At 72.5% G+C, this 26,395-nt stretch carries 25 protein-coding genes and 1 pseudogene; 12 read left to right on the top strand and 14 right to left on the bottom strand.

Going from position 1 to position 26,395, the window contains the following annotated elements:
- Positions 1-94 precede the first annotated feature (94 nt).
- Both IE244_RS09580 and IE244_RS09575 read right to left on the bottom strand, forming a co-directional pair.
- Positions 95-985, bottom strand: coding sequence for a 2-hydroxy-3-oxopropionate reductase (locus IE244_RS09580; protein ID WP_031168482.1), 891 nt, complete (start codon positions 983-985; stop codon positions 95-97).
- Between the two features lie 43 nt (positions 986-1,028).
- On the bottom strand, positions 1,029-1,886 hold the full coding sequence (locus IE244_RS09575; protein ID WP_191872483.1) for a TIM barrel protein: 858 nt from the start codon (positions 1,884-1,886) through the stop codon (positions 1,029-1,031).
- A gap of 147 nt (positions 1,887-2,033) precedes the next feature.
- On the opposite strand from IE244_RS09575, the gene IE244_RS09570 reads away from it, so the two are divergent.
- The 8 genes and pseudogenes from IE244_RS09570 (at position 2,034) to IE244_RS09535 (ending at position 8,338) form a co-directional block, all read left to right on the top strand.
- Positions 2,034-2,297 carry a hypothetical protein gene (locus tag IE244_RS09570; protein WP_191872481.1) on the top strand — a complete coding sequence of 88 codons (264 nt, stop codon included), beginning with the start codon at positions 2,034-2,036 and terminating at the stop codon, positions 2,295-2,297.
- Between the two features lie 47 nt (positions 2,298-2,344).
- A complete protein-coding gene (locus IE244_RS09565; RefSeq protein WP_107069369.1) occupies positions 2,345-2,656 on the top strand; it encodes a helix-turn-helix domain-containing protein in 312 nt (103 codons plus the stop codon).
- Between the two features lie 218 nt (positions 2,657-2,874).
- Complete coding sequence (uraD, locus tag IE244_RS09560; RefSeq protein ID WP_191872479.1) at positions 2,875-3,387, top strand: 2-oxo-4-hydroxy-4-carboxy-5-ureidoimidazoline decarboxylase; 513 nt, start codon at positions 2,875-2,877, stop codon at positions 3,385-3,387.
- A 4-nt stretch (positions 3,388-3,391) separates the two neighbouring features.
- The gene (gene uraH, locus IE244_RS09555) at positions 3,392-3,799 is read left to right on the top strand and encodes a hydroxyisourate hydrolase (protein WP_191872477.1); all 408 of its coding nucleotides are present in this window, start codon (positions 3,392-3,394) and stop codon (positions 3,797-3,799) included.
- Positions 3,800-3,802: 3 nt separating this feature from the next.
- Complete coding sequence (gene pucL / locus IE244_RS09550; RefSeq protein ID WP_191872474.1) at positions 3,803-4,726, top strand: factor-independent urate hydroxylase; 924 nt, start codon at positions 3,803-3,805, stop codon at positions 4,724-4,726.
- A gap of 156 nt (positions 4,727-4,882) precedes the next feature.
- A pseudogene (locus tag IE244_RS09545) lies at positions 4,883-5,080 on the top strand (purine permease); the annotation flags it as partial.
- A gap of 78 nt (positions 5,081-5,158) precedes the next feature.
- A complete protein-coding gene (locus IE244_RS09540; RefSeq protein ID WP_191872472.1) occupies positions 5,159-6,544 on the top strand; it encodes an 8-oxoguanine deaminase in 1,386 nt (461 codons plus the stop codon).
- Between the two features lie 378 nt (positions 6,545-6,922).
- Positions 6,923-8,338 (top strand): nucleobase:cation symporter-2 family protein, encoded by a 1,416-nt coding sequence (locus IE244_RS09535; protein ID WP_229854025.1) that lies wholly within the window; start codon positions 6,923-6,925, stop codon positions 8,336-8,338.
- 84 nt (positions 8,339-8,422) lie between these two features.
- On the opposite strand, the gene IE244_RS09530 is transcribed toward IE244_RS09535, so the two are convergent.
- A complete protein-coding gene (locus tag IE244_RS09530; protein ID WP_191872901.1) occupies positions 8,423-9,268 on the bottom strand; it encodes a helix-turn-helix domain-containing protein in 846 nt (281 codons plus the stop codon).
- A gap of 102 nt (positions 9,269-9,370) precedes the next feature.
- Here IE244_RS09530 and IE244_RS09525 point away from each other — a divergent pair, with 102 nt between their 5' ends.
- Entirely contained in the window at positions 9,371-10,225 is an 855-nt protein-coding gene (locus IE244_RS09525) for an NAD(P)H-binding protein (protein ID WP_373305724.1), read from the top strand.
- Positions 10,226-10,242: 17 nt separating this feature from the next.
- Here the strand turns inward: IE244_RS09525 and IE244_RS09520 are convergent, their stop codons facing one another.
- From IE244_RS09520 to IE244_RS09495, 6 genes are all read right to left on the bottom strand, one after another.
- A complete protein-coding gene (locus IE244_RS09520; RefSeq protein WP_191872466.1) occupies positions 10,243-10,665 on the bottom strand; it encodes an acyl-CoA thioesterase in 423 nt (140 codons plus the stop codon).
- Positions 10,666-10,717: 52 nt separating this feature from the next.
- The gene (locus tag IE244_RS09515; RefSeq protein WP_191872464.1) at positions 10,718-11,356 is read right to left on the bottom strand and encodes a hypothetical protein; all 639 of its coding nucleotides are present in this window, start codon (positions 11,354-11,356) and stop codon (positions 10,718-10,720) included.
- A 187-nt stretch (positions 11,357-11,543) separates the two neighbouring features.
- Positions 11,544-12,143 (bottom strand): histidine phosphatase family protein, encoded by a 600-nt coding sequence (locus IE244_RS09510; protein WP_191872462.1) that lies wholly within the window; start codon positions 12,141-12,143, stop codon positions 11,544-11,546.
- A 35-nt stretch (positions 12,144-12,178) separates the two neighbouring features.
- The gene (locus IE244_RS09505) at positions 12,179-13,339 is read right to left on the bottom strand and encodes a serine hydrolase domain-containing protein (RefSeq protein WP_191872460.1); all 1,161 of its coding nucleotides are present in this window, start codon (positions 13,337-13,339) and stop codon (positions 12,179-12,181) included.
- A 72-nt stretch (positions 13,340-13,411) separates the two neighbouring features.
- Positions 13,412-15,229 carry a trypsin-like serine peptidase gene (locus IE244_RS09500; RefSeq protein WP_229854024.1) on the bottom strand — a complete coding sequence of 606 codons (1,818 nt, stop codon included), beginning with the start codon at positions 15,227-15,229 and terminating at the stop codon, positions 13,412-13,414.
- 136 nt (positions 15,230-15,365) lie between these two features.
- On the bottom strand, positions 15,366-16,574 hold the full coding sequence (locus tag IE244_RS09495) for a pyridoxal phosphate-dependent aminotransferase (RefSeq protein WP_191872458.1): 1,209 nt from the start codon (positions 16,572-16,574) through the stop codon (positions 15,366-15,368).
- An 81-nt stretch (positions 16,575-16,655) separates the two neighbouring features.
- Here IE244_RS09495 and IE244_RS09490 point away from each other — a divergent pair, with 81 nt between their 5' ends.
- Positions 16,656-17,282: a winged helix-turn-helix transcriptional regulator gene (locus IE244_RS09490; RefSeq protein ID WP_191872456.1), complete on the top strand. Its 627-nt coding sequence runs from the start codon at positions 16,656-16,658 to the stop codon at positions 17,280-17,282.
- A gap of 48 nt (positions 17,283-17,330) precedes the next feature.
- Here IE244_RS09490 and IE244_RS09485 read toward each other — a convergent pair whose 3' ends face one another.
- The 3 genes from IE244_RS09485 to IE244_RS09475 are packed head-to-tail and all read right to left on the bottom strand — an operon-like array spanning position 17,331 to position 20,932.
- Positions 17,331-18,131, bottom strand: coding sequence for a hypothetical protein (locus IE244_RS09485; protein WP_191872455.1), 801 nt, complete (start codon positions 18,129-18,131; stop codon positions 17,331-17,333).
- On the bottom strand, positions 18,131-19,393 hold the full coding sequence (locus IE244_RS09480) for a VWA domain-containing protein (protein ID WP_191872453.1): 1,263 nt from the start codon (positions 19,391-19,393) through the stop codon (positions 18,131-18,133). Before IE244_RS09480 ends, IE244_RS09485 begins: the two co-directional genes overlap by 1 nt.
- A gap of 9 nt (positions 19,394-19,402) precedes the next feature.
- Positions 19,403-20,932, bottom strand: coding sequence for an IucA/IucC family protein (locus IE244_RS09475; protein ID WP_191872451.1), 1,530 nt, complete (start codon positions 20,930-20,932; stop codon positions 19,403-19,405).
- 76 nt (positions 20,933-21,008) lie between these two features.
- On the opposite strand from IE244_RS09475, the gene IE244_RS09470 reads away from it, so the two are divergent.
- On the top strand, positions 21,009-22,517 hold the full coding sequence (locus IE244_RS09470; protein WP_191872449.1) for an IucA/IucC family protein: 1,509 nt from the start codon (positions 21,009-21,011) through the stop codon (positions 22,515-22,517).
- Positions 22,518-22,527: 10 nt separating this feature from the next.
- On the opposite strand, the gene IE244_RS09465 is transcribed toward IE244_RS09470, so the two are convergent.
- Entirely contained in the window at positions 22,528-23,352 is an 825-nt protein-coding gene (locus tag IE244_RS09465) for a CAP domain-containing protein (RefSeq protein ID WP_191872447.1), read from the bottom strand.
- Between the two features lie 378 nt (positions 23,353-23,730).
- Between IE244_RS09465 and IE244_RS09460 the strand changes: the two genes are divergently transcribed.
- On the top strand, positions 23,731-24,645 hold the full coding sequence (locus IE244_RS09460) for a HipA family kinase (protein WP_191872445.1): 915 nt from the start codon (positions 23,731-23,733) through the stop codon (positions 24,643-24,645).
- Between the two features lie 63 nt (positions 24,646-24,708).
- Here the strand turns inward: IE244_RS09460 and aceB are convergent, their stop codons facing one another.
- Positions 24,709-26,334, bottom strand: coding sequence for a malate synthase A (gene aceB, locus IE244_RS09455; RefSeq protein WP_191872443.1), 1,626 nt, complete (start codon positions 26,332-26,334; stop codon positions 24,709-24,711).
- Between the last annotated feature and the right edge of the window lie 61 nt (positions 26,335-26,395).

Below are 26,395 nucleotides of genomic sequence, written 5' to 3'. Positions count from 1 at the left end.
CGGAGCGTCAACAGTTTGTTGAAGTTGATTCCGGACCGCGGCGCCGCCTGGGCGCGACAGGACAGGTGTCAGCGGCGCCGCGGCCCGGAAGTCTCTAGAGCTGAGCGCCCGAGAGGCGCTCGACCGCGCGCAGCAGCGCCGAGTGGTCCAGGCCGCCGTCGCCCTGGGCGCGCAGCGAGGCGACCAGCTGGGCGACCACGGCGCCGACCGGCAGGGCGGCCCCGACGTTGCGGGCGGCGTCGGTGACGATGCCCATGTCCTTGTGGTGCAGGTCGATGCGGAAGCCCGGCTTGAAGTCGCGGTTCAGGAAGTTGTCCTTCTTGCGCGTCAGCACGGTGGAGCCGGCCAGGCCGCCGTTGAGGACGTCCAGCGCGGCCTGCAGGTCCACGCCCGACTTCTCCAGGAAGACCACGGCCTCGGCGCAGGCCTGGATGTTCACGGCGACGATCAGCTGGTTGGCCGCCTTCACGGTCTGGCCGGAGCCGTGCGGCCCGCACAGCACGATGGTCTTGCCCAGCGCCTCGAAGATCGGCTTGGCCTGGTCGAAGTCGGCCTGCTCGCCACCGATCATGATCGACAGTACGGCCTCGATCGCGCCGGCCTCACCGCCGGACACGGGGGCGTCCAGCACGCGGATGCCCTTGTCCTTCGCGGCCTTCGCCAGGTCGACGGAGGTCTGCGGGGTGATCGAGGACATGTCGATCAGCAGGGAGCCCTGCCGGGCGTTCTCCAGGATGCCGTCCGGGCCGTAGGCGATGGCCTCGACCTGCGGGGACGCGGGCACCATCGTGATGACCACGTCGGCGTCGCGCACGGCCTCGGCGATCGAGGGGGCGGCCGTACCGCCGGCGGCGGCCAGCCGGTCCAGCTTGTCCTGCTCCAGCGTGAAGCCGGTGACCTGGTAACCCGCCTTGATCAGGTTCTCGGACATGGGGGAGCCCATGATGCCGAGGCCGATCCACGCGATCTTGGGAAGGTTGCTCATGACTGGGGGTGCCTCTCTCAACTGCTCTGCAAAGTCAGGGGGTTCAGCGCGCCGCGCGGGCTTCGCTCGGGAGCCAGTCGAAGGCCTCGGAGCTGGGGCGGTCGCCCGGCTTGTACTCAAGGCCCACCCAGCCGTCGTATCCGGCCTTCCTCAGCCGGCCGAGCAGCTCCTCCAGCGGGAGCGAACCCGTCCCGGGGGCGCCGCGGCCGGGGTTGTCGGCGATCTGCACATGGCCGGTCTTCGCCGCGTACCGGTCGATGACCGACGGCAGGTCCTCGCCGTTCATGGACAGGTGGTACAGGTCCATCAGGAACTTGGCGTTGCCGAGGCCCGTCGCGGCGTTCACCCGGTCCACGATCCCGATGGCGGCGGGCGCGCTCACCAGCGGGTACAGCGGGGACTCGGGCTGGTTCAGCGCCTCGATCAGCAGGATCGCGCCGATGCGGTCGGCCGCCCGGGCCGCCAGGACGAGGTTCTCCAGGGCGAGCGCGTCCTGCTCGGCCGGGTCGACGCCCTCGACGCGGTTGCCGTAGAGCGCGTTGAGCGCTTTGCAGCCGAGGGAGGCGGCGAAGTCGGCGGCCACGTCGACGTTGGCGCGGAACCTCTCCGACTCCTCACCCGGGAGCGACAGGGCGCCGCGGTCCGGGCCCGGCAGCTGTCCGGCGTAGAAGTTCAGGCCCGTGAGCGTCACGCCCGCGTCCTCGATCGCCTTCTTCAGGGCGTCGAGCTCGGACTGCTCGGGGGTGGGGGAGTCGATCCAGGGCCACCACAGCTCGACCGCCGTGAAGCCCGCCGCGGCGGCGGCCGCGGGGCGCTCCAGGAGCGGGAGTTCCGTGAAGAGGATCGACAGGTTGACGTTGAAGCGCTGGTCTGCGGCTGTGCTCAATCCAAAACCTGGCATTCGGGCCGCGCTCCCTTCCGTGGTCGATATTCCGTAATACGGAAGTTCGTTTCTGCGTAATGGAAGATTGCCGTCGTGTGTCGGCCCTTGTCAAGGGGGGTCGGTCCCGGCCGCCCGAAAAGCCCCGGCGGGCGCTAGGTTGAGCGCGTGCGATTGAGAGTGGAGTTCACGACCGAACCCTTCGACCTGGACGAGGCGCCCGCGCACGCCCTGGTGGCGCGGGAGGTCATCGAGACGGCCGAGCTGGACGCGGTCGACGTCGGCCCGTTCGGCAACACGGCCGAGGGCGCCGCGGGCCGGGTGCTCACCGCTGTGGACGCGCTGCTGCGCAAGAGCCTGGAAGCCGGCGCCACCCGGATCTCGCTCCAGGTCAACGTGATCGACGACGGGATCGGGGAGGGCGATAGGTGAGCGCGGACGAGCCCTTCATCGCGGCCGTGAAGCCGCTGGTCGACGCCATGGGCGGGGAGCTGCTCCCGCCGGACGAGGCCGGCACCGAGGACGTCGTCCTCTCCTGGGAGGGCGTCGACGTCGTCGCCGTACGCCTGCCCCAGCTGGCCGACTCCCTCGACCACATCCTGGCGGCCATGGAGCGCCGGCGCGGTCAGCCGCTGGCCGACCTGGACCGCAGGACCAAGCAGGAGATCGTGCGTACGCTGGAGGCGCGGGGCGCCTTCGCCGTGCGGCACGGCGTGGAGACCGTGGCCGGCGCGCTCGGCGTCAGCCGCTTCACGGTCTACAACTACCTCAACCGGGACAAGGGCGCGTAGCGCGCCACGGGGGCGGGCGGCATGCGCCGTCGGGGTGCTGCCGTCGCCGCGCGTCCGCGGCGCCGTCGTGACCGGTCGTGCGGTTCCCCGTGCCCCTTCGGGGGGACTCGGCTTGTTACGCGGATTTTTCAACAAAGTGTTGACGTGGCGTTTCCGGGAGCGTTAGCTATCGGCAGCCCGCTTCAGCACGAAGGCCGCATCCGGCCACGGAGGCTCCCGTGACTTCGACTTCCACGCCCCCGGGTCTGGCCCGGTTCAACGACCTGGAGGAGCCGGCGGCGCTCGCCGCCCTCCACGAGGCGTGCGCCTCCACGCGGTGGGCCCGGCGACTGCTCGCCGCCCGCCCCTACGCCACCGTCGAGGCGCTCTACGCCGCCGGCGACGCCGCCATGGCCGAGCTGAGCGCCGCGGACCTCGACGAGGCGATGGCCGGGCACCCGCCGATCGGGCGGCCCAAGCCCGGCGACCCGACCTCCGCGCGCGAACAGCGCGGCATGGCCGGCGCCTCCGAGGAGCTGAAGACCGAGATGCTCGACCTGAACCTGGCCTACCAGGAGAAGTTCGGCCATGTGTTCCTGATCTGCGCGACCGGCCGGACCGGGGAGCAGATGCGCGACGCGGTCAAGGAGCGGATCGGGAACTCGCCGGAGCGGGAGCGGGAGATCGTCCGCACCGAGCTGGGCAAGATCAACCGCATCCGACTGGCCCGACTCGTCGAAGAGGACGCCTGACACCATGAGCACCAGCACCACCGCCTCCGTGTCCACCCACATCCTGGACACCTCCGTCGGCCGCCCCGCCGAGGGCGTCGCCGTCGAGCTCAGCGCCCGCAGCGGCCGCGAAGCCGGCTGGCAGACGCTCGGCGGCTCCGCGACCGACGCCGACGGCCGGTGCAAGGACCTGCCGGCCCTGCCGGAGGGGACCACACACGTACGGCTCGACTTCGCTGTCGAGGCGTATTTCGAAGAGAAAACTGCGAAGAAGCAAGCCGATGCGCAGCAGGACGCCCCCGCGAATCGGGACAGCGGGCCGGCCGTGTTCTTCCCGGAGGTGGCGATCACGTTCGCCGTCGTACCGGGCGAGCACTACCACGTACCGCTGCTGCTCAACCCGTTCGGCTACTCCGTTTACCGAGGGAGCTAGCTAATGCCGACCATCCTGGGACAGAACCAGTACGGCAAGGCCGAGAACCGAGTCGTAAAGATCACGCGGGACGGCGCCACCCACCACATCAAGGACCTCAACGTCTCTGTCGCGCTGAGCGGCGACATGGAGGAGGTCCACTACTCCGGATCCAACGCCAACGTCCTGCCGACCGACACCACCAAGAACACGGTGTACGCGTTCGCCAAGGAATACGGCATCGAGTCCGCCGAGCAGTTCGGCATCCACCTCGCCCGCCACTTCGTCACCTCGCAGGAGCCGATCCACCGCGCCCGCATCCGGATCGAGGAGTACGCCTGGGAGCGGATCGAGACCTCCGACGCCAACTCCCAGTTCATCGGCGCGGACGAGGTCAAGCACTCCTTCGTCCGCAAGGGCCAGGAGACCCGCGTCACCCAGATCACCTACGACGGTGAGAAGTGGGAGGTCGTCTCCGGTCTGAAGGACCTGGTCGTGATGAACTCGACGAACTCCGAGTTCTGGGGTTACGTCAAGGACAAGTACACGACCCTGCAGGAGGCGTACGACCGCATCCTGGCCACCCAGGTCTCCGGCCGCTGGCGGTTCAACTGGACCGACGACGAGCAGAAGATGCCCAACTGGGAGAAGTCCTACGAGCAGGTCAAGAAGCACATGCTCCAGGCCTTCGCCGAGACGTACTCCCTCTCGCTGCAGCAGACGCTGTACCAGATGGGTGCGCGCATCATCAACAACCGCAGCGAGATCGACGAGGTCCGCTTCTCGCTGCCGAACAAGCACCACTTCCTGGTCGACCTGGAGCCCTTCGGGCTCAAGAACGACAACGAGGTCTACTTCGCCGCCGACCGGCCCTACGGCCTCATCGAGGCGACCATCCTCCGGGACGGCTGTGAGCCGAAGATCCCGGTCGACATGACCAACCTCTGACGCGGGACGCGCGTCCCCGGGGCCGGGCCACCCGCGCCGGGGACACGCCACACCGGAGGGAACACCATGGCACAGCCTGCGCGGGGGCCCGTCGAAGCCCCTTGTCCCACCCCGACGGTGCACACCCAGGACGCCGTCACGTCCGTGCACCCGGCCCTGGTCGCCGTGGCGCTGGGCGCCGGCATCCTCCCGCTGGCCGCACCCACCTTCTACGCCGGCTTCCCGGCCCGGGCACAGACCGTGCTCGGCTCCGGGATCAGCGCGGGCGCGCTCGTCGCGGTCCTGCTCAATCTGTTCTTCCACCATCTCGGCACCCGGAGCCGCCAACCGGCCCCGGCACTCAAATCCTCCTAGGGTCCTGCCGTGCCCTCCCGTGGACACCCCTTCAGTCCCTCCGTCCACGAGCCCGCCACTCAAAGACAAGGAAGCACGATGGCACCATCGGCAGACCAGCGCATCGTCATCGAGAACTGTGCGATCGCGACCGTGGACGCCGGCGACACCGAGTACGCCAGCGGACACCTCGTCCTCGCGGGCAACCGCATCGAGTCGGTCGGCGCGGGCCAGGCCCCCGAAGGCCTCGACAACGTGGTGCGGCGGATCGACGCGAGCGGCCATCTGGCCACGCCCGGGCTGGTCAACACCCACCACCACTTCTACCAGTGGATCACGCGGGGCCTGGCCACCGACCACAACCTGTTCAACTGGCTCGTCGCGCTCTACCCCACCTGGGCGCGCATCGACGAGCGGATGACCTACGCGGCCGCGCAGGGGTCCCTCGGCGTGATGGCCCGCGGCGGTGTCACCACCGCCATGGACCACCACTACGTCTACCCGCACGGCTCCGGCGACCTGTCCGGTTCGATCATCCGGGCCGCCGCCGAGACGGGCGTCCGCTTCACGCTCGCCCGCGGCTCGATGGACCGCAGCGAGAAGGACGGCGGCCTGCCGCCGGACTTCGCCGTCGAGACGCTGGAGGGCGCGCTGGCCGCGACCGAGGCGACCGTCAAGGAGCACCACGACGCCTCCTTCGACGCCATGACCCAGGTGGCCGTCGCCCCCTGCTCCCCGTTCTCCGTCTCCACCGAACTCATGCGTGAGGGCGCCCAGCTGGCCCGCCGCCTGGGCGTACGGCTGCACACCCACGGCTCGGAGACCGTGGAGGAGGAGAAGTTCTGCCACGAGCTGTTCGGCATGGGCCCGACCGACTACTTCGAGTCCACCGGCTGGCTCGGTGCGGACGTGTGGATGGCGCACTGCGTCCACATGACCGACTCCGACATCGCCGCGTTCGCCCGCACGAAGACCGGTGTGGCCCACTGCCCGTCGTCCAACGCCCGCCTCGCGGCCGGCATCGCCCGTGTCCCCGACATGCTGAAGTCGGGCGTCCCGGTCGGCCTCGGCGTCGACGGCACCGCCTCCAACGAGTCCGGCGAACTCCACACCGAGCTGCGCAACGCCCTGCTGATCAACCGTCTCGGCGCCCACCGCGAGGCCGCGCTGAACGCCCGTCAGGCGCTGCGGCTCGGTACCCACGGCGGCGCCGAGGTCCTCGGCCGGGCCGAGCAGATCGGCTCGCTGGAGCCGGGCAAGCTGGCCGACGTGGTGCTGTGGAAGATGGACACGCTGGCCCACGCCTCCATCGCCGACCCGGTGACCGCGCTGGTCTTCGGCGCCGCGGCCCCGGTCACGGCCTCCTTCGTCAACGGCAAGCAGATCGTCGAGAACGGCCGCCTGCTCACCGTCGACGAGGACGCCATCGCCCGCAGCACCCGCGAGGAGGCCCAGCGCCTCGCCCGGATCGCCGCCCAGGCCTGATCCCCACCCACTCCGCCGGCGGGCCGCCTCGGCCGAACACCGACAGCGGCCACGCCGGCCCGCGCGGCGACGACCCTTGCGGGGGCCCGTCGCAGAGCACGGCGGTCGCCTCCCCAGGGCGGCCCGCCGCAAGAACCAGGCAGGTCGGCCCACCGGGCCGAGGTGCCGCAGGACTCGGCAGGCCGGCCGACGCGGCCGGCCTGCCGGAAGGCTCCGGCTGGGAGGGACGGCTCCCAGCCGGTCCCGTGGACCCGAGCGGGGTCCACGGAGGCCGTCTCCGGGGCGCGTGTCGACACACGCGCCCCGGAACGGTCACCGCTCGAACCGCTCAGGTGCCACCCCCGTCCCGGTCCCGCACGACCACAACGCACCACCTCCATGAAACCCACGTCGACGACGACGTGTTACCCGCCCGGAGGAGCCGCCGTGGCCGCCCATCCTGTTGACGAGAAACTCCCCGCCCTCAAAATGGCGACCAGCGGCCTGCAGCACGTCGCCGCCATGTACGCCGGGGTCGTCGCACCACCCCTGATCGTCGGCGCGGCCGTAGGCCTGTCCGGCGCCGACCTCACCTTCCTCACCGGAGCCTGTCTGTTCACCGCCGGGCTCGCCACCTTCCTGCAGACGCTCGGCTTCTGGAAGATCGGAGCCCGGCTGCCGTTCGTCAACGGCGTCACCTTCGCCGGCGTCGCCCCCATGACGGCGATCGTCGCCTCCGCCAAGGACAAGTCCGACGCGCTGCCGGTCATCTTCGGCGCGGTCGTCGTCGCCGGCCTCCTCGGCTTCCTCGCCGCCCCCTTCTTCAGCAAGGCGATCCGCTTCTTCCCGCCCGTCGTCACCGGCTCGGTCATCACCCTGATCGGGGTCTCCCTGCTCCCCGTCGCCTTCGGCTGGGCCCAGGGCCCCGACCCCAGGGCGAGCGACTACGGTTCGACGACCTACCTCACCCTCGCCGGCATCACCCTCGCCGTCGTCCTGCTGCTGCGCCGCTTCACCCGCGGTTTCGTCAAACAGATCGCGGTCCTGCTCGGCCTGATCACCGGCACGCTCATCGCGATACCCTTCGGCGTCACGGACTTCGGTCCCGTCGCCGACGCCGACGTCGTCGGCTTCCCGGCCCCGTTCCACTTCGGCACCCCGCAGTTCCACATCGCGGCGATCCTGTCGATGTGCGTGGTGATGGTCGTCTCCATGACGGAGTCCACGGCCGACATGCTGGCACTCGGCGAGGTCGTCGAACGTCCCGCCGACGAGAGGACCATCGCCGCCGGCCTGCGCGCCGACACCCTCGGCTCCGCACTCAGCCCGCTGTTCAACGGCTTCATGTGCAGCGCCTTCGCCCAGAACATCGGCCTCGTCGCCATGACGAAGATCCGCAGCCGCTACGTCGTCGCCGTGGGCGGCGGGTTCCTCGTCCTGATGGGCCTGTGCCCGATGGCCGCCTCCCTCATCGCGGTCGTACCCCGTCCCGTCCTGGGGGGCGCCGGTGTCGTCCTGTTCGGCTCGGTCGCCGCGAGCGGCATCCAGACCCTGGTCCGGGCCGGACTGGAGAAGGACAACAACGTCCTGATCGTCGCCGTCTCCCTCGCGGTCGGCCTCATCCCCATCACCGCGCCGGACTTCTACCACGCCTTCCCGCAGACCGCGAAGATCGTCCTGGACTCCGGCATCTCCACCGGCTGCGTCACCGCCGTCCTGCTCAATCTCGTCTTCAACCACATCGGCGGCAACCGTGACGCCGAGGACGTCACCCACCCCATGGAAGCGGGCCAGGAACTCACGACCGCCCACTGAGAACCGGCGCGGGGTACGCAGGACGCCGTACCCCGCGCCGTCGCTGTGGCAGGCGGTCGACGCCCGGTGGCCGTCGTACGCGGCCTACGGGGTGGGCTTCCCGCCCTCGCCTCCCAAGCCCTGGGGTGGCACCTCACCCGCCCGGCGGAACCCGGCCTGACACGGGGTCAGCGCGGGCAGCCGGCCCATGGCGTACGAGCGGGGCGGGACCCCCATCAGGGACCGGAAGTCGGACGACATGTGCGCCTGGTCGAAGTAGCCGGTCGCGGCCGCCAGTTCGGCCCAGCGGGCACTGCCCGCCCGGGTGGCCACCGTACGGACACGGTCGATACGGGCGTAGTGCTTCGGGGACACCCCGACACCTTCGGCGAACAGGTTCCGCAACTGGCGTTCGCTGACGGCCAGTTCCCGGGCGACCTCCCTCACCCGGGCCGGCTCCCGGTCCGCCCGCACCGACAACGCCTCCACACCCGCGCGCAGCAGCGCCGCCCGCGCCGGATCCACGGCGGCGGACAGCAGCCCGGGCAGCACCTCGGCGAGACGCGGCCCCGCCTCCCGCGGATCCAGCCGGCCCAGCTCACGCGCGAGCCGGCGCCCCGCCGCGCCCGGCACCTCGTCCAGTGCCACGGCCCGGCCGAGCAGGGCGGCGGCCGGAACGCCCAGCAGGGGCCCGGCCGTACCCGGTGCCAGGCGCAGCTCCACACACGAGATGTGGGCCTTCCCCTCGTGGTACGAGGCCCGCACGCGCGGCCCGACGGCCAGCACCTCACGCCGCCCGTCCGCCGTCATCCGCAGCACCACCTTGGTCACCGCGTCGGGCAGCTGGACGAACGTCTCCTCGGGCGGCTCGGCGAAGGTCAGGGTCCGCAGCCCGGCGATCCACGGGCGCAGCACCTCGGGCACGGTCGGAGCCTGCTCGGCGGTGGTCATCGGCACCCCTCCACCGTAAGCGCCCCCGACCGTCGTCCGGGCGGGCCGAACGTGCCGGAATTTCCAAGAGCCGAGCCCCTCGACGGGCCCATCGTGGTCCTCATGATCCTGGTGACGGGTGCCACGGGCACCATCGGCGGTGACGTCGTACGACAGCTGGCCGCACGCGGTGAGAAGGTGCGCGCACTCACCCGCGACCCGGCGCGGGCACAGGTACCCGCCGGCGTGGAGGTGGTGCGCGGCGACTACCGCGACCCGGCGTCCCTGGACGCCGCGCTGGCGGGTGTGACGGCCGCCTTCCTGCTCCGGCCGCCCGGCCCCGACGAGGGACAGGACGCGGCGCTGGTCGCGGCGGCCCGCGCGGCGGGCGTCGGCCGGCTGGTGAAGCTCTCCGCGATCGGCACCGGGGACGCCGCCTCCGGGCCCTCCGGGCTCTGGCACCTGGACGGCGAGCGGGCCGTGCGGGACAGCGGAGCCGCATGGACCGTGCTGCGGCCGTCGTCGTTCGCCTCCAACACGCTGAGCTGGGTCCAGGCGCTCCGGGCGGGCGAGCCGGTGCCGAACATGACCGGGGACGGCGCGTCGGGTGTGGTCGACCCGCGCGATGTGGCCGCGGTCGGCGTGCGGGCCCTGCTCGACGGCCGGCACGCGGGGCGGACGTACACGCTGACCGGGCCCGAGGCGATCGGCGTCCCCGGCCAGGCCGCCGTGCTCGCCGAGGTCCTGGGCCGCCCCGTCGCGGCGCGGAACCTGTCGCCGGAGCAGACCCGCGACTTCCTGCGCACCACCTGGGGCTTCGACGAGACCCGGGCGGACGGCGTCCTGGCCGGCCTCGCGTTCGTCCGCGACGGCGGCAACGCGGTGGTCACCGAGGACGTACCCGAGGTCCTGGGCCGGCCGGCGCGGTCCTTCCGGGAGTGGGCGCAGGACCACAGGGCCGCCTTCGGCGAGGCCTGAGGGGCACGCCCGGGGGACTACAGGCCGAACAGGGCGAGGTCCGTGGTCAGTTCCTCGAACACCTTCCGAGGGTCGGACACGAGTTTGCGCTCCTTGAGGTCCAGGAGGCCGCCCACCGCGCTCACCTCGGCCGCCAGGGTGCCGTCGGCCTTCCGGATCTCCTGCACGATCCGGAAGGTCTTCCCTCCGTCCCACTCGAACCCGCAGCTCACGTCGACCTCGTCACCGGCGAGCAGTTCGCGCCGGAAGCGGATGGTCGTCTCCAGCGACACCGGACCGACCCCCTGGCCCATGAGGCGGGCCTGGCTTATGCCGGCCGCCTGCAGTAACGACCAGCGGGCGTGCTCCGCGTAGTTGAGGTACACGGACTGGTTCAGGTGTCCCTGGGTGTCGGTCTCGTAACCGCGGACGGTCACACGGACGGAAAAGGCCTCGGTCACTGCTTGTCCCTCTCGTGTTCGGAACTCGGATCGATCGATCTTGGCATGCCGCTCACACCCGGCGCGGCGAGGCCAGCAGATAGCGCACCCTCGTCCGCGGTTCGGTGTACTCCCCCGCCTGCCAGCCCGCGCCCGCGAGCGTCGCCGCGCAGGCCGCCAGGCTCTCCGGGTCCGGCGCGTACACGGCGACGGCCTCCGGCTGCGGGGTCGCGCGGACCCGGTAGCCGTCCGCGTCCCCGCCCGCCGGAGGGTGTCCGGCCGCCTCCAGGGCGAGCGCCACCGCCCGCACCAGATGCGTGCGCTCCCATCCGCACGGCCGGTCCACCGCGCCGTCGGAGTTGGTCATCCGGCGCAGCTCCAGCAGCCCCTGCCAGGCACTGCGGACCTCCCGCAGGCGTGCCGGCCCCGCCGCGTGCGGCCCCTGCTCGCCACCGGTCCGGGCCGCGAACACGCCCCCGGCGGGCGCGGGATCCGCGGCCACCGCGTTCTTCTCGGCCGCCTCGGGCTCCGCCTCCCGTGTCCGCTGCCCCGCCGGTGTCAGGAAGTACGCGTGCGGCGGCCGGGGGTGACGGAAGGCCAGCCCCCGCTCGGCCAGCGCCGCGAGCTGCGCCTGCGTACCGCGCAGCCGCCCGGTCACCGGATCGGCGGCCTCGATCAGACGCCGCTGCGCGGCGGTCGGCGGTCGTGTCACAGCGTGCTCCCCCCGGTGCCGTCCTCTGTCCGGGGCCGCCCGCCCGGACGGCCCATTCCGCAGAGTACGGTCCGGGTCCGACAACGCGGGGGCCCGTGGACAGAAGGCCGTATGCGAACGTCAGCGGGCAGGCTTCCGTATACGGTCGCCCGTGTACCGCCGCCGGTATGCCAGGGCCCGCGGCGCCCTACTCCCGCGGCCGGATGTTCCAGCCCGCCACCACCGGCCGCCCGTGCTCCGTGCCCAGCCGGCACAGTGCCCCCGTCGCCAGCTGGAACAGTGCCCCGTGCTGCGGCGGGAGGCCGAGGCGGCGCGCGGTCAGGACGCGCAGGAAGTGGCCGTGGGCGATCAGGACGACGACTCCCTCGGTGTTCGCGAGGGCGGCGTCGGCCTTGGCCAGCATCCGGTCGGCGCGCTCGCCGACCTGCTCCGGGGACTCGCCCGGGTGCTCCGGCGGCCCGGGGGCGACCCCGTCCGTGAACAGGAACCAGCCGGGCCGGTCCCGCTGGATCTCCACGGTGGTCACGCCCTCGTAGCCGCCGTAGTCCCATTCGCGCAGGTCGGCGTCGATCCGGGCGTCGTGGACCCCGATGAGTTCGGCGGTCTCCCGGGCCCGCTGCAGGGGACTGACGAACGCGGCCCCGATCCGGTGCGAGCGGATCAGCGGCACCAGCCCGCGGGCCTCCTTCCGCCCGTGCTCGGTGAGGGGTACGTCGGTCCAGCCGGTGTGCCGTCCGGACCGCGACCACTCGGTCTCACCGTGCCGGACGAGAAAGAGGTCACCCACGTCAGCGCCCTTCCCGCTCGCCTGTCAGCACGGTGTCACAGGGAGGCCGCGGCCCGCAGGACGGACTGCGCCAGACGGCCGTTCTCCACAGCGGCGCCCACCCCGGAGGGGAAGGAGAACCGGCGCCGGGTGTAGGCGTACGCGATGCCGTTCGCCGGGTCGGCGAAGCCCAGCGAGCCGGTCGCGCCGCTGTGCCCGAAGGTGCCGGGGTCGAGGAACGGGTAGAGCGCGGGGGTGTGCTCGAAGCCGCGCGCGAAGTGGTTCTCGCTGCCGGTGACCAGGTCCGGCCCGCCCGGGGTGCGCAGCGCGCCGAACAGGGCCGCGGTCGCGGGCGTGAGCAGCGGCGGCCGGCCGTCCACGGTGGAGATGGCGGCCGCGTACATCCCGGCGACGCCGCGCGCGTTGCCCACCCCGCCCGAGGAGGTCGGCCCGAGGGCCTTGACCCGGGGGTGGTTGCCGAAGGCCACCAGGTCGGTCGGAGCCGGGCCGTGCGCGTTGAAGGCGATGCCCCGGATGCTGTCCGGAGCCGCCGCCCGCTCCTTGAGCAGCGCGGCCTCCTCCGGGGTCGGCACCAGCGGCTGGACGTCCACCCAGCGTGGCTCCGCCGCGGCGGGCAGCCCCAGGTGGTAGTCGAGCCCGTACGGCGCCCGGATCCGCTCCTCGTACAGTTCCTGGATCGACCGGCCGGTCGCCCGGCGCACCACCTCGCCGGTGAGGGCGCCGATGACGAAGGCGTGATAGCCCCAGGCGCTGCCCGGCTCCCACAGCGGCCTGCGCGTCGCCAGCCGGGCCGCGACCACCCGGTCGTCGGCCAGCTCCTCGATGGTGAAGGGCTGTTCGGGGTCGCTGACGAGTCCCGCCCGGTGCTCCAGCAGCTCGCCCAGCGTCAGCCGGTCCTTGCCGTGCGTGCCGAACTCGGGCCAGTAGGCGGCCACTTCACGGTCGAGGTCGAGCACCCCGTCCTGGACGAGCAGGGCGACGACGAGGTGTGCCGCTCCCTTGGCGATGGAGTACAGGGTCGTCAGCGAGTCGCCGTCGATGCCGTCGCCGCCCCACAGATCCACCACGCGCCGCCCGTGCCGGTACACCACGAGCTGGGCGCCCGGGTCGTCCCGTTCCCCGGCGAGCACCGCCGCGAACTCCTCGCGTACGCCCTCGAATCCCTCCGCCACCGTGCCGTGCACATCGGTCGACATGTCGTTCCCCCTGTCCGGTGATCACCAACAGGGATCGTCAACGGCGGGCGGCCGCAGGGCATTCCCGGCGGCTCAGGTGCCTGGCAGGACCAGTGTGTTCTCGGTACCGAGCGTCTTGGCGCCGGTGTCGGCGTACAGCGTGGTCTCGCCGTCGGACCAGCGCACGACCAGGTCGTTGCCGGTGCGGTCGGAGGTGAGGTCGCCGGTGGTCATGACCTGGGCGTGCGGCCAGGTGCCGTTCGGGCCGAGCAGCCGGGACCGGGTTCCGGGCCCGGTGGCCGAGACACCGGTGTAGCTGTCGAGGGAGCCGTCGGACCAGCGCACGAGCAGGTCCGAGCCGGCCGTGCCCCTGAAGGCGCCGCCGCTCAGCAGCGCGGCCTTGGTCCAGGTGCCGTTCGCCGCGAGGAGCCGCCTGCCGGTGCCGAAGGAGCCGGAGTGGATCCCCGTGTACAGCATCAGCGTGCCGTCGGACCGCCGCGCCAGCAGATCGGTCGGGCCGTCGGCCCCGTGGAACTGCCCGGCGGTGAGCTGCACGACGTTCTCCCAGCCGGAGCGGGGCTTCGCCATCTGCACCTCCCTGCCGACCCCCGAGGCGCCGAGGTCCGGGTAGAGGGTCACCTCGCCGTCCGACCAGCGCACCAGCAGGCCCGGACGGCCGCCGGTGAACGTCCCGGCGGTGACGTTGCGGGCGTGGGTCCAGGTGGAGTTGGCCTTCAGCAGCCGCTTCTCGGCACCGAACGCGCCGTCGCCGTCTCCGGGGTACAGCGTGACCCCGCCGTCGGACCAGACGACGAGCAGGTCGCCGTGGCCGTCACCGGTGTAGTCCGCGGAGGCCATCAGCGCGGCCTTCTGCCAGCGGCCCGCCCCGCCGGGCAACTGGAGCCCCTGGTACGGGGGCAGACCGGCGGCCGGGTTCCGGTTCGCCACCGCGGCGGCGAGGAGGTTGGCGGCGTCGGTGCCGAACGCGGGGGCGTAGCTGATGTAGTCGACGTTCGCGTCGTTGCCGCCGCCGTTGTAGCCGCCGAGGTCACCGATGACGTGACCGGTACCCGCGTCGTCCTTGTAGTCGGTGATCCACGGGCTGCCGGACACGCCGCCGTAGTAGCCGCCGCAGGTCATCGACATCTGCCGGTAGCCGGGGAGCTGCTTGGTCGGCACGGTGCACTTGACGGCGCGTCCGGCGGCGTTGTGCCGGTAGGCGGGGTAGCCGACGACGGTGACGTTCTTGTGGGTGTAGCCGGACGCGCGGGTGAAGGTCAGCCCGCCGCCGACCGCGTCCTGGAGACTCTGGCCGCGCTGGTTGGCGGAGACCCGGGCGAACGCGGTGTCCAGGTCGGACGCGGGCTTCTTGGTGGTCGACGATCCCCTGTCGGGCACGTACCGGGGGTCGATGAAGATCCGCTGGATGTGGAAGATGCCGTAGGGCTGCCGGTCGGGGCTCGCGCCCTTCACGAACTTGGGGACGAAGACGTAGTCGCCCTTCATGTTCAGCGCGCAGTGGGCGGCCGTGAGGACGATGTTCCTCGCGGGGGTGTCGATCACGCTGCCGGTGCAGTGCCAGGTGGTGCCCCCCGGCCCGTCGGACCCGAAGAACGTGCCCACCAGCCGCGTCCCCTGGAACAGGGTGCCCTGCGGGCGGCCCGCCGCCGCGGCCGACGGACCGGGTCCCGCCGGCCGCGCCCGGTGCCCGTCCAGCGGCGCCGCGTCCGCCATCCGCTGCGCGGTCCAGAACCGCGCGGCCTGCCGCGCCTCCTGCCCGGCCGAAGGCGCCGGCGACGCGGCGGTCGCGGCCTGCGCGGGCGCCATCCCGCCCCCGAGGGCGGCGCCGCACACCACGGCGACGGCCGTCCGGCGTATGCGCGACGAGGACGGTTTTCTGGACGAGATCAACGGTGCTCCCCCTGGTCTGCTGCGGGTCTGCTGGAACCGGACCCGGGGGAACGGCGGCGCGGCGCTGGTCAGACGCGAAGATCCCCCGGTTCGTGCGGGGCGATCTTCGCACAGGCGAGCGAATGTGTGAAACGGGCTACTGCCGGTACCCGCCGAGGAACCGCCCGATCCGGCCGATCGCCGCCTCCAGGTCCTCCGCGTGCGGCAGGGTGAGGACGCGGAAGTGGTCGGGGGAGGGCCAGTTGAAACCGGTGCCCTGGACCACCTGGATCTTCTCGCGCAGCAGCAGGTCGAGGACGAACTTCTCGTCGTCGTGGATCCGGTGCACCTTCGGGTCGATGCGCGGGAACGCGTACAGCGCGCCCCTGGGCTTCACGCAGGACACGCCGGGGATCTCGTTGAGCTTCTCCCAGGCCACGTTCCGCTGCTCGTGCAGCCGGCCGCCGGGCAGCGTCAGTTCGCGGATGGACTGGCGGCCGCCGAGCGCGGCCTGGATGGCGTACTGGGCGGGCGCGTTGGCGCACAGGCGCATGGAGGCCAGCATGGTGAGGCCCTCCAGATAGTCCTTCGCGTGCTGCCGGGGGCCGGTCACGACCAGCCAGCCGGAGCGGAAGCCCGCCACCCGGTAGGTCTTCGACAGGCCGCAGAAGGTGAGGACGACCAGGTCGGGGGCGAGGGCGGCGGCCGAGTGGTGGACCGCGTCGTCGTACAGGATCTGGTCGTAGATCTCGTCGGCGAACACCATCAGGCCGTGCCGGCGGGCCAGGTCCAGGATGCCCTCGACGACCTCCTTCGGATACACCGCGCCCGTCGGGTTGTTGGGGTTGATGATGACCACGGCCTTCGTCCGGTCCGTGATCTTCGAGGCCATGTCGGCCAGGTCCGGGTTCCAGTCGGCCTGTTCGTCGCACAGGTAGTGGACCGCCTTGCCGCCGGCCAGGGTGGTCACGGCCGTCCAGAGCGGGAAGTCCGGGGCGGGGATGAGGATTTCGTCGCCGTCCTCGACCAGGGCCGTCACGGCCATGGAGACCAGCTCCGAGACGCCGTTGCCCAGGAAGACGTCGTCCACGCCGACCTCAAGGCCGAGGTTCTGGTAGCGCTGGGCGACCGCCCGGCGGGCGGAGAGGATGCCGCGGGAGTCGGTGTAGCCGTGCGCCTGCGGCAGCATCCGGATCATGTCCTGGAGGATCTCCTCCGGTGCCTCGAAACCGAAGGCGGCGGGGTTGCCGGTGTTCAGGCGCAGCACGCTGTGCCCGGCCTCCTCCAGCGCGTTGGCGTGCTCGATCACCGGGCCGCGGATCTCGTAACAGACCTCGCTGAGCTTGTTCGACTGCCGGAACTCCATGGACCCCTCCGGAAACTCGTGTTGCTTGGTTTTACCAAGTTCGAGCTTGGAAAGTCCAACAACGTGTCTAGACTGCGTCGCATGTCACCACGCCGAAGCTACGACCAGTACTGCTCCGCAGCCCGCGCCCTCGACCTCGTCGGCGACCGCTGGACCCTGCTGATCGTCCGGGAACTGCTGGCGGGCCCGCGCCGCTACACGGACCTGCACGCGGACCTGCCCGGCGTGAGCACGGACGTACTCGCCTCGCGGCTGAGGGACATGGAGCGCGACGGCCTCACCACCCGCCGCCGGCTGCCTCCGCCGGGTGCGGCCTACGTCTACGAACTCACCGCGCGTGGATGGGCGTTGCTCCCCGTGCTGCAGGCGCTGGGCAGCTGGGGCGAGGCCGAGCTGGGCGAGCGGCGGCCGACCGACGCGGTGCGCGCCCACTGGTTCGCGCTGCCGCTGCTGCGCGCCCTGGAGGGGGAGGGGATCGTGGCGGTGCAGCTGGAGGAAGGGGAGTTCTATCTGCGCGTCGGTGCGCAGGAGGGGCCGGTGTACGGCGACGGCCCCGCGCCCGGCGCGGCCGACGCCCGGCTGGCTCTGGACGCGGCGGTCTGCGAGGCCGTGGCCCGCGGGGAGTTGACGCTGGCCGACGCCGTCCGGTCCGGCCGGGTGACGGTGAGCGGTGAGGGCACGCTCGCCAAGGCGCTGCGGGAGGCGTGACACAGCGGAGGAAGGCCCGCCGGTGGGCGGGCCTTCCTCCGCGGCTGCTCAGACGTTCGGCGGCACCCGGGACGGCCGTCCCGATCCCCGCGTCAGCGCGTACCCGCCGATCCCGGCGAGCGCCGCGAGCACGCCACCGATCGCGGTCCACACCCAGCGGTCGGACCACCAGCCGGAGGACCAGCCGTCGTCGGAGCCGAAGCTGGACAGCACCGCCGTCTTCGAACCGTCCCCCTCCTTCCCGGACTTGACGGCAATCCCGGGCACCAGCGGCCTGCCCAGGGAGCCGTCCACCGCCGCCGCGCCGCCGATGTCCTTGGAGTCGACGCGGACGTCGGCGCTCACCGACTTGCCCAGGTCGGCGGAGCCCAGGTCCACGACCGTCAGCCGGATGTAGTACGTCCCCGGCAGCGGGTCGTCGGCCCACGGCTCCGACCAGCCGCGCACGGTCCGCAGCACACAGGCCAGGTCCACGGAGGACGCGTCCTGCCCGGCCGTACGGGACGCCGCCCCGTACTGGCAGGCCTGGCGCCGCCGCAGCCCGTCGTACACGTCGATCTGCCAGGTCTGCGCCCCGTGCGTCGCCGGCAGCTTCACCGTCGCCTTGACGGTGGGCCGCTGCCCGGTGTCCGCGGGGAACGACCAGTACAGGTAGTCACCCGTCGAACCGGACGCCGTGGCCTGCTGGCCCTGCCGCAGCTCCGTCGCCGTACGGAACGAGGTGCCCGCCTGCGTGGGCGCCTTGCCGTCGTCGGAGGCGCCGGGAGACGGGGAGGAGTCGGCCACGGCCGGTCCGGCCGCGAGGCCCAGCGCGAGCAGCGCCGTACTCAGCACACGTGTGATCCGCATCAGTTCGTCCTCCAGACCGCGACCCGCCAGCGCGACAGCCAGCCCCACAGCAGACCCGCCAGGAAGCCGGTCAGCACCAGCGCGCCCAGCAGCCACCAGCCGCGACCGAGACCGAAGGCGGCCACGTCATGGTGCCCGGACGGCCCGTCCACGACGTCGACGGTCAGCTCCAGCGGCAGACCCGGCGTGGTCTTCACACCCGCCGCGGCCGAGAAGGAGTGGGTGACCTGGAGGCACACCGTCTCCGCGGACGCCGTGTCGTCGTCGCTGTCCGCCTTCGGATAGCGCAGACCGGTGGAGATCACGTCCGTACGGCCCGTGCCGGCGGCCTCGCCGCGCACGATCTCCCGTCCGTGCGAGGTCACCGCCCGCAGCAGCACCCCGTAGTCCGGGTTCACGGCGCGGTCGTCGGCCACGCTCACCGAGGCCCGCAGTTCCTTGCCGGGATCGACCTCGACCTTGTACCAGCGCTGCTGCCCGAACTCCTGACGGTCCGTGTACAGCCCGGACTTCAGCGTCGGCGCCTTCTCGCAGCTCGCGGCGCCCTCGGTGGCCACCGGTGTCACCACCGGATCGGCCGCCCGGTCCACCAGCTGCCCGACGCGGTCCGACAGCTGCTCCCTGTGCCGGACGTCGGTGTAGGTGCCGCCGGTGGCGTCCGCGATGCAGCTGAGCTGGTCGCGGGTCTTGGCGTCCGGCACCAGGCCGAGGGTGTCGATGGTCAGTCCGATGCCCTTGGCGGCTATCTCGCGGGCCACCTCGCACGGGTCGAGCGGCTGGCAGGTGTCCTCGCCGTCGCTGATCAGGACGATACGGCGGGTCCCGTCGCCGCCGTTCAGGTCGTCCGCCGCCTTCAGCAGCGCGGGCCCGATCGGCGTCCAGCCCGTCGGCTGCAGCGTGGCCACCGCCGTCTTCGCGTCGGTCCGGTTCAGCGGGCCGACCGGGTAGAGCTGCGCGGTGTCCTTGCAGCCCTCCTTGCGGTCGTCGCCGCGGTAGTTGGCGCCCAGGGTGCGGATGCCGAGCCGGACCTCCTCGGGGGTCGCGTCCAGCACCTCGTTGAACGCCTGCTTCGCCGCGGCCATCCGGGAGTCGCCGTCGATGTCCCGCGTGCGCATCGAACCGCTGACGTCCAGCACGAGTTCGACCTTCGGGGCGGCCGCCTGCGTCTCGTCGGCGACGGCTCCGCCGGGGAACGCGACCCCGGCCGCCAGGGCGGCGAGCAGAGCACAGACGCCCGCCGCCAGCCGTTGTCTTGTGATCATCGGCGGATCCTATGGAACGGACGGGCCGGGCTCCAAAACGAGCGGGTTCGGCAGGGACGTCCACTGGTCGCCCGGGATCCGCGGGGACAGCCGCATCAGGGTCAACGCCTTGGCCGGCAGCGGGCCTTCGCGCAGGGCACGCACGTCGGCGGTGTCCGGGAGGTCCGCCACGGCGGCGGACAGGGCCGCGCCCAGCGCCGCGCCCGAACCCGCCGTACCGGCCAGCGCACCCGCCACCAGGGAGCCGAACAGCTTGCGGCGCAGGGCCGTTTCGTCGTCGGTGATCAGGCGCCCGGTGAGCGCGGGCGGGACGATGCCGTGGCGGATCAGGCGGGCCGGGCTGATCCGGATGTCGGCCAGGTCGCGGTAGACCAGCCGCAGCGGGGTGCCGTCGGCGGCCAGCACCACCAGCAGGTTCTGGCCGTGCGCCTCCAGGGCCACACCGAGGTCGAGCAGGCGCAGGCCCACCGTCAGCGCCAGGCGGGCGAACGCGGCCGTCCAGGCGGGCGTGTCCGGCAGGCCGGTGGCGGGAAGCGCGGCCACCGGCAGGACCCGTTCACCGGGGCCCGCGTACGCCCCGGGCGACTCGCGCAGCAGCGCGGCCAGGTCGGGGGAGTGCGCCGAGACGGCGCCCAGCGTGCGGGTGATGTGCAGCAGGCCGTCGGTGCGCGCCGCCAGCTGTGCGGCGAGGGCGGACAACGGCGCCGCGGCCTGGACCGAGTACAGGGAGATGTCCCGCACCGAGGACGTCAGCCGGGCGCTCAGCGCGGTCTTGACGTGTACGCCGCCCGGCAGCGCGAGGGTGCGCAGGGACAGCAGCGGACGGCCCGGACGCCAGGGGTCGTACGACCGCTTCAGGACGTGGCCGGCCTGCCACGGGTGGACGGGCACCAGCAGCCGTCCGCCGTCGCGCAGTTCCTCCGGCCAGTCACCGCTCACCAGGCACTCGGCCGCCGGCACCGGCACCGTCCCCAGCTCCACCACCGGCCGGTGCTCCGGTCCGTACGCCAGCTGGTCGGCCACCGAGAAACCGGGCCGGGAACGGCAGGCGGGGTGGTACGGATGCCCGTCGGTCACCCGCTGCTCCCACTCCCAGTCCTCGGCCGGGGGGACCTCCGGCGGCCACTCCTTCGAGTGATCCGCACCGGCCCGCGACAGCGCCAACGAGGCGACGCTGCCCGCCAGTTCGGCGGCGAACGCGGCGCCGTGCGGCACCGCGAGAGCGCTCATCAGCCGGGCCGGATCGACATGGCGCTCCCGGTCGAGGCGGACGCCGGTGACGTAGGCGCTCGTGGCGTACGGGTCCGCGTGCGGGCCGTACAGCGTCCGGCCGTCGGCGAGTCGCAGCGCCAGGCTGTGCGCGCCGTGCACCCGGCCGGTGACCCACGCCAGCGGCTCGTGGGCCAGCGCCCGCCACAGCCGGGTGAGCACGGCGGCACGGGCACCCGGCAGTTCCGCCGTGTACCGGGGCAGCAACGCCGGCCGGACGACGGCCAGCTCCTCGGCGACCTGGGCTTCGGTCGTGGGGGGACGGTGCACGGTCGGCTCCTCGGTTGCCCGCTGCACGCGGGACGATTGTCAGGGACGACAGACATACTGAGCGCGACGACCCCCGATGAAACGAACGGATCGCGTGGACCCCACACCCCCCACCGACGCCGTCGGCCGCCGCGCCGACGCCTACGCGGCCGCGCCGCTGCTGAACTGCCTGCTGCGCGAGGTGGCCGAGCCGCTCCCGGACCCCGGTGACCGGCGGGTGCACCGGCTGCCGAGCGGGCGGCTGCTGCGCGTGCGCGCCGGCCGGCGTCCCACCGACCCCGAGGTGCGCGCGGCCGGGGGCTGGCACCGCGTCGGCCACACCGAACTGGTCAAACTGGTCGCCGAGGAGCTGCGCCGGCACACCGGGCTGCCGGGCGGCGACCTGCCCGCCGAGATGGTCGACAGCCGGGACGCGGTCGCCGCGCTGCTCACCGCCCGCGCCCGGGCGACGCCCCCCGCGGACCCCTATCTGCTGTCCGAGCAGTCCCTGATCACCGGGCACCCGTGCCACCCCGCCCCCAAGGCGCGCGGCGGCGGCCCGGTCGCGTCCTGGCTGCCGTACGCACCCGAGGCGCACGCCCGTTTCCCGCTGGTGCTGCTCGGTGTCCGCGAGGACCAGGTGGCCGAGGAGGGCGACACCGGCGCCCTCGACGCGCTCGGCACCGCCCCGCCCGGCTACCGGCTGCTGCCGGCCCATCCCTGGCAGCTGGACCTGGTGGGCCGGGAGCTGGCCGAGGCCTTCGCCGACGGCCGTCTGCTCCGCCTCGGCGAGACCGCCTTCGACGCCTGGCCCACGGCGGCGGTCCGCACGGTGTACGCGCCGCGGCGCGACCTGTTCCTGAAGTTCAGCCTGGACGTCCGCATCACCAACGACATCCGCCGCCTGTGGCGCCATGACCTGCGTCGGCTGCGCCGCACCGACACGGCGGCCGAGCACGCCTTCACGGCGCTGGCCCCGCCCGCGGCCTGGCTGAGCGACCGCGGCTACCGCACGGCCGCCTTCGCCTTCGAGGAGCTGGCCGTCCTCGTCCGCGACGGCCTGCGCGAGCGTCTGCTGCCTGGCGCCACCCCGCTGCTCGCCGCCGCCCTCGCCGAGGGCTTCGACGGCAGCCCGCTGGCCGGTGCGGCCGACCCGGCGGCCTGGTGGGCGGCGTATCTGCGCCAGGTCGTCCCGCCCGCCCTGGCGGCCTTCGACGAGCACGGCGTCGTCCTGGAGGCCCACCTCCAGAACACCCTCGTCGCCGTGGACGCGGCCGGCACGCCCGTCCAGGCGCTGTTCCGGGACGCCGAGGGCGTCAAGCTGCTGCCGGACGTGAGCAGGGCCGCGGGCTGGGAACGGCTGGTCTACTGCCTGGTGGTGAACCACCTCGCCGAGATCGCCGCCGCCCTCGGCGCACACCACCCGGGATTCGACCCCTGGCCCGCCGCCCGCGACGAACTCGCCCGGCACCCGCTGCCCGAGGTCCCCGCCCTGCTCGCCTCGCCCACCCTGCCCGGCAAGACCAACCTGCTGCTGCGCTGGACCGGCGCGGACGGCGCGGACGCCCGCTACCTGCCCCTGCCGAACCCGCTGGCGGGCCGCTGACCCGCGCCCTCTACCGGGCGGTGCCGAAGTCCTGGGTCCAGTAGCTGCCCGGCTGCGCGAGACCGACGCCGATCTCCTGGAACGAGCAGTTGAGGATGTTGGCCCGGTGTCCGGGGCTGGACATCCAGCCCGCCATGACCTCGTCGGCGGTGGCGTAGCCGTAGGCGACGTTCTCGCCGTAGGCGCTCCAGTTGTAGCCGGCGCCCGTGATGCGGTCGCCCGGGGAGGAGCCGTCGGACCCGGTGTGCGACATGTTCTGGTGGGCCGCCATGTCCGCGCTGTGGGCCTGCGCGGCCTTGGTCAGCGCCGGGTTCAGGGTCAGGGCCTGGCAACCGGCCTTGGCGCGCTCGGCGTTGACGAGCTGCACGATCCGCGCGACGACCCCGGACGCCGTGGCGGTGGCCTTCGGGGTGCTCGGCGTGGCCTTCGGGGTGCTCGGGGCGGCCTTCGGGGTGCTGGGTGCGGCCTTCGGGGTGCTCGGCGCGGCAGGGGCCGCGGGCACGGCGGTGGTGGCCCTGGGCGTGCGGGGAGCAGGGGTCCGCGCGGGCGTGTGGACCGTGACCTTCGTGCCGGTGCTCGGGTGAGCGGTGGCGCGGGGCTCGGGGGACACGGTGGCCCGAGGTGTGCCGGCGTGGTGGTGATTGCGGTGGTGATGCCAGTGGGCGTGCTGCCACCGCTGCTGCGGCGTGCTCGTCGCGGCGACGTCGGACGGGCCCGCCGTGCCGTACGGCCAGTCGGAACAGGCCAGGGCGACGGACGGCACCCCCACCGCGCCGATGGCGACGGCGGCGATGACTATCCGCCGGAGATGCTGTGTCCTGCGGTGCTTGCCCATGCGTGAACCTCACTCGGTGATCGCCGGGCGCTCATTCTCAGGACGCCCTCACAAGGAGCGCAAAGGGCTGTGCCACTACCCCGGCTAGTAGGTCCGGCCGGCCCTTGCCAGGCGAGCCGAGGAATGCAGGCTTCGCGTTCGCGATGTTTGCTCGTTTCTGGCGGCGCGTCAGAAACGCGCGGGGGGAGAGGAATCCGGGAGGCCGGCGGGTGGGCGGTGAACCGGCACCTGAAGATCACCGCAAGTCCACGGCAAGCCGGACAAATCCCATATGTCGCCGTGGCTGTCTCTACTAGCCCGCATGGTTAGTAGCCCGGGTCCGTGTGACAGACCTCACCCTCGGCGCCCCTGAGAGGTACAGCGCCTACCCTGAACCACGTGCTGCGCGACGTGACTGCTGTTCGATACGTGACCCCGCTGCGCTCCGGCGGCTCCGTGCCCGGAGTCGTCGAGGCCGACGACGACGGCACGTACGTCGTGAAGTTCACCGGCTCGGCACAGGGGCACAAGGCGCTGGTCGCCGAGGTGATCGTCGGCGAGCTCGCCCGCGCGCTCGGCCTGCGCTTCCCCGAGCTGGTCCTCGTCCACTTCGATCCGGCCATCGCCGCCGGCGAACCGCACCAGGAGGTGCGGGAGCTGCACGGCGCGAGCGCGGGCGTCAATCTCGGCATGGACTATCTGCCGGGTGCCCGGGACTTCACCCCGGAGATCGCGAAGAGCTTTCCCGTCGACCCGCTGGAGGCCGGCCGGATCGTCTGGCTGGACGCGCTGACCGTCAACGTCGACCGCACGGTCCACAGCTCCAACCTCATGGTCTGGCCGACGCTGGGCACCGCACCGCCGCGCCTGTGGCTCATCGACCACGGCGCCGCCCTCGTGTTCCACCACCGCTGGGACACCACGACGCCGGGCAAGAGGTACGACTTCCGCGGGCACGCCCTCGGCCACTACGGCCCCGACGTCCGCGCCGCCGACGCCGAACTCGTTCCACGGGTGACCGAGGAACTGCTGCGTGGGATCGTCGCCGAGGTCCCGGACGCCTGGCTGGCCGAGGACGCCGGCTTCGCGGCCCCGGACGACGTGCGCGCCGCCTACGTCGACTACCTGCTGGCCCGTGTCCGCCTGTCGCACCAGTGGCTGCCCGCCGACTTCCCGGACCGCGAGCAACTCGCGGCCGAGGAGGCCGCCCGTGCGGCGAGGACGCAGGCGGGCCGTCCGGACTGGCTCAAGCGCGTCCCCGACCTGCACGGCAAGCCGGCGGCGGAACAGGACTGGTCGGCGCACCTGGGCTGAGCGCGCGCGAGCGGCTCCGGGACGCTGCCCGGAGCCGCTCGACGCGCCGTACCGCCCGGTGGGTCAGCCCTTGAGCTGCTCGTACGCCGGCAGGGTCAGGAAGTCGGCGTAGTCGTCGTCCAGGGAGATGTGCAGCAGCAGGTCGTGGGCCTCCTGCCAGTGGCCGGCCGCGAAGGCCTCCTCGCCGATCTCCTGGCGGATGCCGGACAGCACCTCGGCGGCGACCTTGCGGGCCAGTTCCGGCGTGGCCTGGTCGCCGTTCTCGAACTCGACGCCCGCGTTGATCCACTGCCAGATCTGGGAGCGGGAGATCTCGGCGGTGGCCGCGTCCTCCATGAGGTTGAAGATGGCGACCGCGCCGAGCCCGCGCAGCCAGGCCTCGATGTACCGGATGCCGACCTGGACGGCGTTGACCAGCCCGGCGTACGTCGGCTTCGCGTCCAGCGAGTCGATGGCGATCAGGTCGGCCGCCTCGACGTGGACGTCCTCGCGCAGCCGGTCCTTCTGGTTCGGCCTGTCGCCGAGGACCTTGTCGAAGGACTCCATGGCGATCGGGACGAGGTCGGGGTGGGCGACCCAGGAGCCGTCGAAGCCGTCGTTCGCCTCGCGGTCCTTGTCGGCGCGGACCTTCTCGAAGGCCACCTTGTTGACCTCGGCGTCCCGCCGGGAGGGGATGAAGGCCGCCATGCCGCCGATCGCGTGCGCGCCGCGCTTGTGGCAGGTGCGGACCAGGAGTTCGGTGTACGCCCGCATGAACGGGGCCGTCATCGTGACCGCGTTGCGGTCCGGCAGGACGAACCTGGCGCCGCCGTCACGGAAGTTCTTGACGATCGAGAACAGGTAGTCCCAGCGGCCGGCGTTCAGCCCCGCGGCGTGGTCGCGCAGTTCGTAGAGGATCTCCTCCATCTCGTACGCGGCCGTGATCGTCTCGATCAGGACGGTGGCGCGGACGGTGCCCTGCGGGATGCCGACGTAGTCCTGCGCGAAGACGAACACGTCGTTCCACAGGCGGGCTTCCAGGTGCGACTCGGTCTTCGGCAGATAGAAGTACGGGCCCTTGCCGAGGTCCAGCAGCCGCTGGGCGTTGTGGAAGAAGTACAGGCCGAAGTCGACGAAGGCGCCCGGGACGGCACGGCCGTCGGCGTCGGCCAGGTGCCGCTCGTCCAGGTGCCAGCCGCGCGGGCGCATGACGACGGTGGCCAGCTCCTCGTTCGGCCGCAGGGCGTACGACTTCCCGGACGCCGGGTCGGTGAAGTCGATGCGGCGGGTGTAGGCGTCGATCAGGTTGACCTGGCCGAGGACCACGTTCTCCCAGGTGGGCGCGGAGGCGTCCTCGAAGTCGGCGAGCCACACCCGTGCGCCCGAGTTGAGCGCGTTGATGGTCATCTTGCGGTCGGTGGGGCCGGTGATCTCGACGCGCCGGTCGTTCAGCGCGGCGGGCGCCGGGGCGACCTTCCAGGAGTCGTCCGCGCGGATGGCGGCGGTCTCGGGCAGGAAGTCGAGCGTGGAGGTGCGGGCGATCTCGGCGCGGCGGTCGGCCCGGCGGGCGAGGATCTCGTCACGGCGCGGGGTGAACCGTCGGTGCAGCTCCGCCACGAAGGCGAGCGCCGCGTCCGTGAGGACCTCTTCCTGTCGGGGCAGGGGCTCGGCGTCGACGATGGCCAGCGGAGACGGCGCTGGTGCGGACATGAGCTGTCACTTCCTTCAGCGGTGGCACCGGGTGCCAAGAGGCACGAAAAGGGCAAACAGC

Source organism: Streptomyces filipinensis, assembly GCF_014649495.1.
Classification (GTDB): domain Bacteria; phylum Actinomycetota; class Actinomycetes; order Streptomycetales; family Streptomycetaceae; genus Streptomyces; species Streptomyces filipinensis.
This window is presented reverse-complemented; position numbering and strand designations above follow the sequence as displayed.